Origin of the sequence: Kitasatospora sp. NPDC097691, assembly GCF_040302665.1 — a bacterium.
In the GTDB taxonomy this organism is placed as follows: Bacteria; Actinomycetota; Actinomycetes; order Streptomycetales; family Streptomycetaceae; genus Kitasatospora.
The window spans coordinates 127,925-134,801 of record NZ_JBEORY010000020.1 but is presented as its reverse complement, the minus strand read 5'-3'; the positions used below and the strand labels follow the sequence as shown (position 1 = coordinate 134,801).

At 69.6% G+C, this 6,877-nt stretch carries 11 protein-coding genes and 1 rRNA gene; 8 read left to right on the top strand and 4 right to left on the bottom strand.

Annotation, left to right across the window (positions count from 1 at the left end):
- Positions 1-67: ribosomal RNA gene (gene rrf, locus ABTY56_RS38845) — 5S ribosomal RNA — on the top strand; the annotation flags it as partial.
- Positions 68-185: 118 nt separating this feature from the next.
- Here the strand turns inward: rrf and ABTY56_RS17045 are convergent.
- Both ABTY56_RS17045 and ABTY56_RS17040 read right to left on the bottom strand, forming a co-directional pair.
- Positions 186-386 (bottom strand): DUF397 domain-containing protein, encoded by a 201-nt coding sequence (locus ABTY56_RS17045; RefSeq protein ID WP_350629596.1) that lies wholly within the window; start codon positions 384-386, stop codon positions 186-188.
- 11 nt (positions 387-397) lie between these two features.
- Complete coding sequence (locus ABTY56_RS17040) at positions 398-1,288, bottom strand: helix-turn-helix domain-containing protein (RefSeq protein ID WP_350629595.1); 891 nt, start codon at positions 1,286-1,288, stop codon at positions 398-400.
- Positions 1,289-1,528: 240 nt separating this feature from the next.
- On the opposite strand from ABTY56_RS17040, the gene ABTY56_RS17035 reads away from it, so the two are divergent.
- The 7 genes from ABTY56_RS17035 (at position 1,529) to ABTY56_RS17005 (ending at position 4,750) form a co-directional block, all read left to right on the top strand.
- Positions 1,529-1,897 (top strand): ATP-binding protein, encoded by a 369-nt coding sequence (locus tag ABTY56_RS17035; protein WP_350629594.1) that lies wholly within the window; start codon positions 1,529-1,531, stop codon positions 1,895-1,897.
- Positions 1,894-2,148 carry a hypothetical protein gene (locus ABTY56_RS17030; protein ID WP_350629593.1) on the top strand — a complete coding sequence of 85 codons (255 nt, stop codon included), beginning with the start codon at positions 1,894-1,896 and terminating at the stop codon, positions 2,146-2,148. The genes ABTY56_RS17035 and ABTY56_RS17030 overlap by 4 nt, the downstream gene beginning before the upstream one ends.
- Complete coding sequence (locus ABTY56_RS17025; protein ID WP_350629592.1) at positions 2,136-2,261, top strand: hypothetical protein; 126 nt, start codon at positions 2,136-2,138, stop codon at positions 2,259-2,261. Before ABTY56_RS17030 ends, ABTY56_RS17025 begins: the two co-directional genes overlap by 13 nt.
- The gene (locus tag ABTY56_RS17020; RefSeq protein WP_350629591.1) at positions 2,254-2,544 is read left to right on the top strand and encodes a hypothetical protein; all 291 of its coding nucleotides are present in this window, start codon (positions 2,254-2,256) and stop codon (positions 2,542-2,544) included. Before ABTY56_RS17025 ends, ABTY56_RS17020 begins: the two co-directional genes overlap by 8 nt.
- A 10-nt stretch (positions 2,545-2,554) precedes the next feature.
- The gene (locus tag ABTY56_RS17015; protein WP_350629590.1) at positions 2,555-3,004 is read left to right on the top strand and encodes a hypothetical protein; all 450 of its coding nucleotides are present in this window, start codon (positions 2,555-2,557) and stop codon (positions 3,002-3,004) included.
- A 23-nt stretch (positions 3,005-3,027) separates the two neighbouring features.
- Positions 3,028-3,282 (top strand): hypothetical protein, encoded by a 255-nt coding sequence (locus ABTY56_RS17010; RefSeq protein WP_350629589.1) that lies wholly within the window; start codon positions 3,028-3,030, stop codon positions 3,280-3,282.
- 94 nt (positions 3,283-3,376) lie between these two features.
- Positions 3,377-4,750, top strand: a complete 1,374-nt coding sequence (locus tag ABTY56_RS17005; protein ID WP_350629588.1) for an FAD-dependent oxidoreductase — start codon at positions 3,377-3,379, stop codon at positions 4,748-4,750.
- 26 nt (positions 4,751-4,776) lie between these two features.
- Here the strand turns inward: ABTY56_RS17005 and ABTY56_RS17000 are convergent, their stop codons facing one another.
- Positions 4,777-5,448, bottom strand: a complete 672-nt coding sequence (locus ABTY56_RS17000; protein ID WP_350629587.1) for a DsbA family oxidoreductase — start codon at positions 5,446-5,448, stop codon at positions 4,777-4,779.
- 115 nt (positions 5,449-5,563) lie between these two features.
- Entirely contained in the window at positions 5,564-6,316 is a 753-nt protein-coding gene (locus ABTY56_RS16995; RefSeq protein ID WP_350629586.1) for a DUF6215 domain-containing protein, read from the bottom strand.
- Positions 6,317-6,877 lie beyond the last annotated feature (561 nt).

Below are 6,877 nucleotides of genomic sequence, written 5' to 3'. Positions count from 1 at the left end.
AGCTAAGCCTCACAGCGCCGATGGTACTGCAGGGGGGACCCTGTGGGAGAGTAGGACGCCGCCGAACAATCATTGTGAAGAACCCCCATCCGGATCCCGGATGGGGGTTCTTCGCGTTTCCCGGTCTTTGAGGACGACCCCCGCCCGCTCGCCGGCGCGGCGAGCGGGCGGGGGAGCGGTGAGGTTCAGATGAGGTGGTCGAACTCGCCGGCCTTGGCTCCGAGGAGGAAGGCGCGGAGCTTGGCGGCAGAGGTAGTGATGACGAGGGAGGGGTCGTCGGACTCACGGAGATGACGGACATCCTTGCCTCCGGAAGCCAGCTCAACACAGGTAGTGCCGCCGTCAGCGTCGCTAAAGGATGACTTCTGCCAGAGGAGCTGGGACATCGAGTGCCCTTTCAGTGCTGGAGTTCGTAAAGAAGGTGTTGAAGGAGCCCCCAAGAATCGCGAGAGTGTGTCTCGCGGCGGGGCATGCTGGTGTCGACTGCAGGGAGTGCGAGATCCCTGATCTCCTGGAACTTTTGGTGATACGCCGCAACGTCCTCCGGGTCACCGAGGTGGTGGGCGCGCTTCGGTCCATCCAAGATGACGGTTGTTAGAGCAGCGCACCCAGGGTCGCAGATGAGGAACGTGCCCGCGAAGGGAGCCTTTCCAGGGGCGTCGAACGTCAAGATCTCAATCGTGACATTGGGAAGCTCTGCCATGTCAACGAGGTGATGCAGTTGGTCCCTCATGACCGCCTTGCCAGCGAACTGCATCCGGAGGGCTGCTTCGTGGATGACAAAGTGAAACTGTCGCTGCCTGCTATCGGTGACAATTCGTTGGCGTTGCAGGCGGAACTCGACGGCCGTTGCTGTATCCCAGCGCCCGTCCTTGTAGGCGTCTTTGTAGATGGCCTCGACGTAGCCCGGAACTTGCAGCGTTCCAGGGATGTGTAGCGCATCGAAGACAGCGAACGACCCTGCTCTGTCTTCCACTTCAGCCAGATCCAGTGAGAGCGCCGGAACCCTCCCCTTGAACTCACTCCACCAGCCCTTGCCGTTGCTCGCTCCGAGATCATGCAGAAGCCTGATGTAGGTATCATCCGTGCACCCGTAGCTGCTGAGCAAGCTCGTGAGACGCTCGGGGTCGAGCCCGGTACGTGCTGCCTCGATGTGGCTGAGCTGCGGGCCGGCGATGCCGATGAGAGCGCCAGCATCCTTGACCGACAGGTCGGCAGCCTCGCGCAACCTCCTCAGCTCAGCGCCGAACCGCCGCTGTCGCTCGCTGATTTGGGTCCTGAGTGCCAAGGGGGATTCCTTCCGTGTTGGGCCAGTCTCCACCCACACGAGTGAGCTTAGCCAAGTCAGCCAAGGCATCTCGGCAACTAGGTTGCACGCATGTGACCGATGGCCCTACTCTCAGTGTTGCACCGATCACATGGCGGAGTGTCAGTAACGCCTGTTCTCGCACCGCAGAGCAGCCTCACCAGGTCTCGCTCACGGTGACCCTCCGTTGATCACCCCTCCTCTCCCTTCTCTGGGGGTCTCATGCGTGCCTGCAACCCTCCCGACTGGTCCACCGCTCGGGCCGAGCTGTCCGACCTCCTCGCCTCCGCCGGGTGGCCGCCGGCCACGATCGCGGACGCCGAGCTGGCGCTCCACGAACTCTTCGTCAACGCCTGGCGCCACGGGGGCAGTCCGGCTCCGCTGGTGGTCGTCTCCCTGTCCACCACCCGCCTCCGGGTCTCCGTCTGCGACGACAGCCCCGTCCTGCCCGGCGAGCCCCGCACTCCCGCGGACCCGCTCTCCCTCTCCGGCCGCGGTCTTCACCTCGTCCGCACCCTCACCCATCGCTTCGGCGCCGACCCCCGCAAGCGGGGCAAGGCCGTCTGGTTCGAGCTGGAGCCCGCCGCGTGAGTCGCCGTCGCTACCCCATGCAGCCCACGGACCCCCGGATCCTGGCGTACTCCGACGCCCACATCCGCACGCTCCTCGCCGAACTCCACGAACGCGGCAAGAAGTTCGGCCTGGTCTTCCCCTCCGCGACCACGGACAAGACCCTCGACGGCCGCGTCCTGGTCTGCTTCAACACCGCTCCCGCCTCCACTCTCATGAACCTCCTGACCCTCCTCCTCGACGCCGACCGCGAGCCCCCGTGCGGTTCCTGATCGGCGCCGCCTTCCTGCTTCTCCTCGCCCTGGCGATGGCCACCGTCGCGCTCGGCGTCGTCACCGCGCTCAACGTTGCAAGGCCCGACGAAGAGGACCCCCGAGATGTCTGACCCCGACCCGTCCGTCGCCAACGCCCTCGCTGCCACGCACTACGCCGTCGCCGCCGCGTTCAACACGCTCGCTGGCGTCCAGGTCACCCCGCCCGTCGACGACGACTTCGACTGGCCCGACCTGGAGGACTTCATCCACCACCTGGGCTTCGCCGCGGACGACTCCGAGACGGCCCTCAACCTCTACCGGCTGCTCTTCGCCGTCCAGCGGATCGCCTACCGCGAGGCCGCCGGCCGTAACTCCCCCTGGCTGGCCGCCCGCCTCAATCCCCGTTCCCACTAGCCTGGGCCGCATGGACGAGTTCGCGGCCCGCTTGCACAGCGCCTGGGAGTGGTGGGATGCCGCCATTGAGGACGCCCAGGAGGGTCGCTGGACTCGCACGACGCTTGAGCGCCGGGTCATGGACGACATCGCTGCCACGACCCCGGCGTACGTGGACCCGTCCACTGAACTCCCCTGGCCCGTAAGGCTCGGCCGTCTGGCTGCCTGGGCGGATGTGCTCCGCGTCGCCGCCCGCGCCGGCGGCTGGAGGCTTGTGCCCGTGACCGGTGTGACGCCGCCCCGGCCGGCGAGGATGGCCGAACTGCTGTCCGCAATCCATGCGGTCGGCGAGCAGGGCGAGGCCTGGCTGCGGCGGCTCCCGCTCGACGGGCCGCCGCCGTCCCGTACCGTCATCGGCTTCGAGGCCTTCGTCTTCGGGCCCGGAGCCGCCGACGACCTCCGCCAGTTCTTCTACGACTGAGACCCGCGGCGTACTCTGCCGCCGTGACGATCGAATGGCCGGACGAAGCCACCTTTGCCCGCGGCGAGCGGGTGGCACTGACCACCCCGGACCCGCCGCGACCCGAGCTCGGCCACCTGGGCGAGGAGATCCTGGGCACCCGGGGCGTGGTCCTCGACTGCGCCATCGAGGCCGACGACCGGGACGGGGGCCGTGTCGGGCCGGTCTACCACGTCGAGACCGAGGACGGCAGCCCTTGGCGTCTGCGGCCGGAGTTCCTTGTCCCGCTTGCCCGTTGACCGGAAATCAGGCCTGTGACCTGTGACCACGGTTGGCAATCGGAGATCACTGAGCGGTAGTCTCCCTCCGCAACACGACGCGAAGGGGAGTTCGGTGGCGCGGGTTGCGGTGATCGGTGGGGGTACCAGCGGGCTGGGGACAGCGCTCATGCTCGGTCGACGAGGCCACACGGTCACGTTGTTCGAGCAGGACGCTCGCGAGGCCGGCGACGACCTCAACCGGGACTTCTTCGACTGGAACAGGCCCCGGGTTCCGCAGGCCGTCCAGCCCCACTCGTTCCTCGCGCCGGTGCGTACCGTTCTGCGCGCCGAGGCCCCCGACGTCTACGTGGACCTGCTGGACCGCGGGGCCCACGAGTACCACGACTTCGACTGGTTCGACGAGCATCCGCCGCACCGGGCGGGCGACGAGGACCTGGTGACCCTGCGCACCCGCCGCATCGTGCTGGAGGCCGCACTGGCCGCGGCCGTGCGGCGGGAGCCCACCGTCGAGGTGCGGTCGGGCTGCCGGGTGAGTGCTCTCACCTTCGGGGAGGGCAGCCCCACCCGGGTCACCGGGGTACGGGTGGGCGAGGAAGCGCATCGGGCGGACCTCGTCGTCGATGCCTCCGGTCGGCGCTCGCCGGTTCCCGCCTGGTTGGTCGCGGCCGGCTGCCGCCCGCCGGTGGTCGACAGCCACCGCACCGGGATCGCCTATCTGAGCCGCTGGTACCGCTTGCGTGCCGAGGGCCCGCGGGACCCCGGGCGGGTGAAGAACGGCTCGGCCGCAGCGTTCGCGCTCGCCGGCGTCTTTCCTTCCGACAACGACACCTTCGCGGTGAACGTGATGCTCTCCACCGCGGATCCGACCCGGGGCGCGCTCACCGACCCCGCCGTGTTCGAGGCCGTCGCCCGCCGCTTCCCCGCCACCGCGGCCTGGCTCGACCTGGCAGCCGAACCGCAGTCGGACGTCCTGGCGATGGCCGGCCTGGACAACCGCTGGACCGCCCTCGCCGACGAGGAAGGCCCGGTCGTCACCGGCCTGGTCAACGCCGGCGACAGCCTCATCCACACCAACCCCACCCTGGGCCACGGCGTGGCCCTCGGCCTGCTCGCAGCCCAGTACCTGGCCACCCATGTCGACCGGATCGCCGCGGACCCGGCCGACTACCACGCCTGGACGACGCAGGCGCTCCGCCCGTGGTTCGACGCGCAGGTGACGGCCGACCGCGGCAACGAGCAACGCCTCGCCGAGAGTTCGACCCTCCCGGATCGACGGGCGGCCGCCGTGGCCGCCAGCGCCTTCGACGACCCGGTCGTCATGAGGGCCCGGGCCCAGGTGCGGCATCTGGTGCGGACGTCGGACGAGGCCTACGGCACCGAAGAAGTCGACCGGCACGTCACCGTCTGGCTTGCTGCCCGGCCGGACTTCTCGCCACAGCACGACGGCCCGACCCGGGACCAGTGGGAGGCGCTCATCCCGGCCTGACCGCCGGACCAGGCGGTCGGCCCGTGCTACCCCTTCGGCGTGAGCGGAGTCAGCGGCACGGTGACCCGGGTCTCCCAAGCCTGCTGCAGGGCGCGGGTGAACGTTTCCGCAGGCTGGGCGCCCGAGACGCCCAGCCTGCGGTCCAGGACGAAGAACGGCACGCCCGTCGCCCCCATGGCGCTCGCCGTCGTCTCGTCCTCGCGGACCGCGTCCGCGTACGCGTCCGGGTCGGCCAGCACCGCGGCCGCCGCCTCACCGTCCAGCCCGGCCTCGACGGCCAGCTCGACCAGCCGACCCTCCTCGAACGCCGAACGCTCGTCGGCGAAGTTGGCCCGGTACAGGGCGTCCAGCAGCTCGGCCTGCCGGCCGTGCTCCTTGGCGAAGTGCAGCAGGCGGTGCATGTCGAAGGAGTTCGCCGCGTCACGCCCCTCGCTCAGGTACGGCAGCCCCTCCCCGCGCGCGCTCTCGGCGATCCTCGCCTCCGCCGCCTCGGCCTGCTCCAGGCTCATCCCGTACTTGGCGGCGATCAGCGGCACCACCGGACGGGCCTCGTGCGGTGCGCGCGGGTCCAGCTCGAAGGAGCGGTGGACGACCTCGATCTCCTCGCGGTGCTCGAACCGCTCCAAGGCCCGCTCGAACCGCGCCTTGCCGATGTAGCACCAGGGGCAGTTGATGTCACTCCACACTTCGACGCGCACGGCGCTGCTCTCCTTCCATCGCGCAGGCCGTTCCCGCGCCGACGTCCCGGCTCAACGCGCTCATCGACCTGAATATTTCTCGTAGTGAAATGTTCAGGCCGTGCGGGCCGTGGGATCAGGGCGTTGCGGCGACCCAGCCCGGGAGGGTCGGCAGCACCGTCTCGGCGAGCCGGTTCAAGGCCGCGTCGTCGGGACTCCGGCCGTCCACGCGGAAGACGGCGAGCTCGAAGGCCTGGCCGCCGGGCGCCTTGGGGTCCTGCGCGACGACGAGGTTGCGGGTGGCGGGGCCGACCTTCGCGCCGGGGGCGGGGATGAGCGGCATCGCGTTGGACGAGTAGGTCACGGCGGGGTGGCCGAGGAGGGTGGTCGGCTTGGCGAAGAACTGCGGCATGCCGATCATGTCGTCAACCGACGTGCTGCTGTCCATCAGGCTGACGACAGTGATGGTGAGGCGCACCTCCGCCATGACGTCCTTGCCGAAGACGACGGGCGCAGGGTGCGCGGTGGTGACGCGGTCCTCGGGCGTGCCCAGCAGGGTCGGCAGATCGGGGCGGTTGAGCGCGGCGCACAGTGCCGGATACCCCGGCGGGTCCGTGGGCCTGGGGGCGGCGCATTCGACCGGCTTGGCGACCGGCTTCCCGTTCTGCTTCGGGGGGTTGGCGACGAACGACAGCCCCCAGACGCCGGCCACCAGGCCTGCGGCCAGCGCCACCATCGCTGCCAGGTTGAGGACCATCCTGCCGTTGCCGTTGCCGTTGCCGTTGCCGTTGCCGTTGCCGTTGCCGTTGCCAGCGTTGGCGTTGGCGTCGGCAACGGCGCTACCGAGGTCGCCGCTCTCGTCGACGACGCAGGCCGGGTCGGTTTCCATCCGTGGATCCCCCGTTCGAGGAGCGTGCCCCCGACCGTCGGAGGACTCCGTGAGCCGGGCCGATCGTAGCGGCCGCCCGACCGGGGCGATGTCGGCGGTCAGGTCTGTGACCTGCGAAGACACGGTGTCGACCCGGTTTCCGGAGGATGCCAGGCGGGTCAGGCGCGGGTCGAACGGTTTTCCGCCCTGGGGGCCCGGCGCAGACGGAGGCCTTCCAGGCGATGACCGAGCGTCGACGGCGGCCACCGGCGCCACCCCGATCGGCAGGTGAAGCCGCCGGCGCCGACCGCTACAGGCAGATCCAGCAGTACAGCCGCTCGCCTGCCGCGCGCGCCCGGCGTGCGAGGCCTATCAACTCCTCAGCCAACGGCAGGAGATCGGTCAGCACACCCATCGCAGCCTCCCCTCGACGCAGCCTTCTCCACGCCTGGCGTCAGTGAAGCAGAGGGCACTGACAACGGTACCGCCGCCGAACTCCGAGGACCGAGCTTGAAGCCGGATCCGGAAGCCAAAGTGGGCAGTCGGAGTGGGAAGTCGGCCGGGCCGACTTCCCACTCCGCC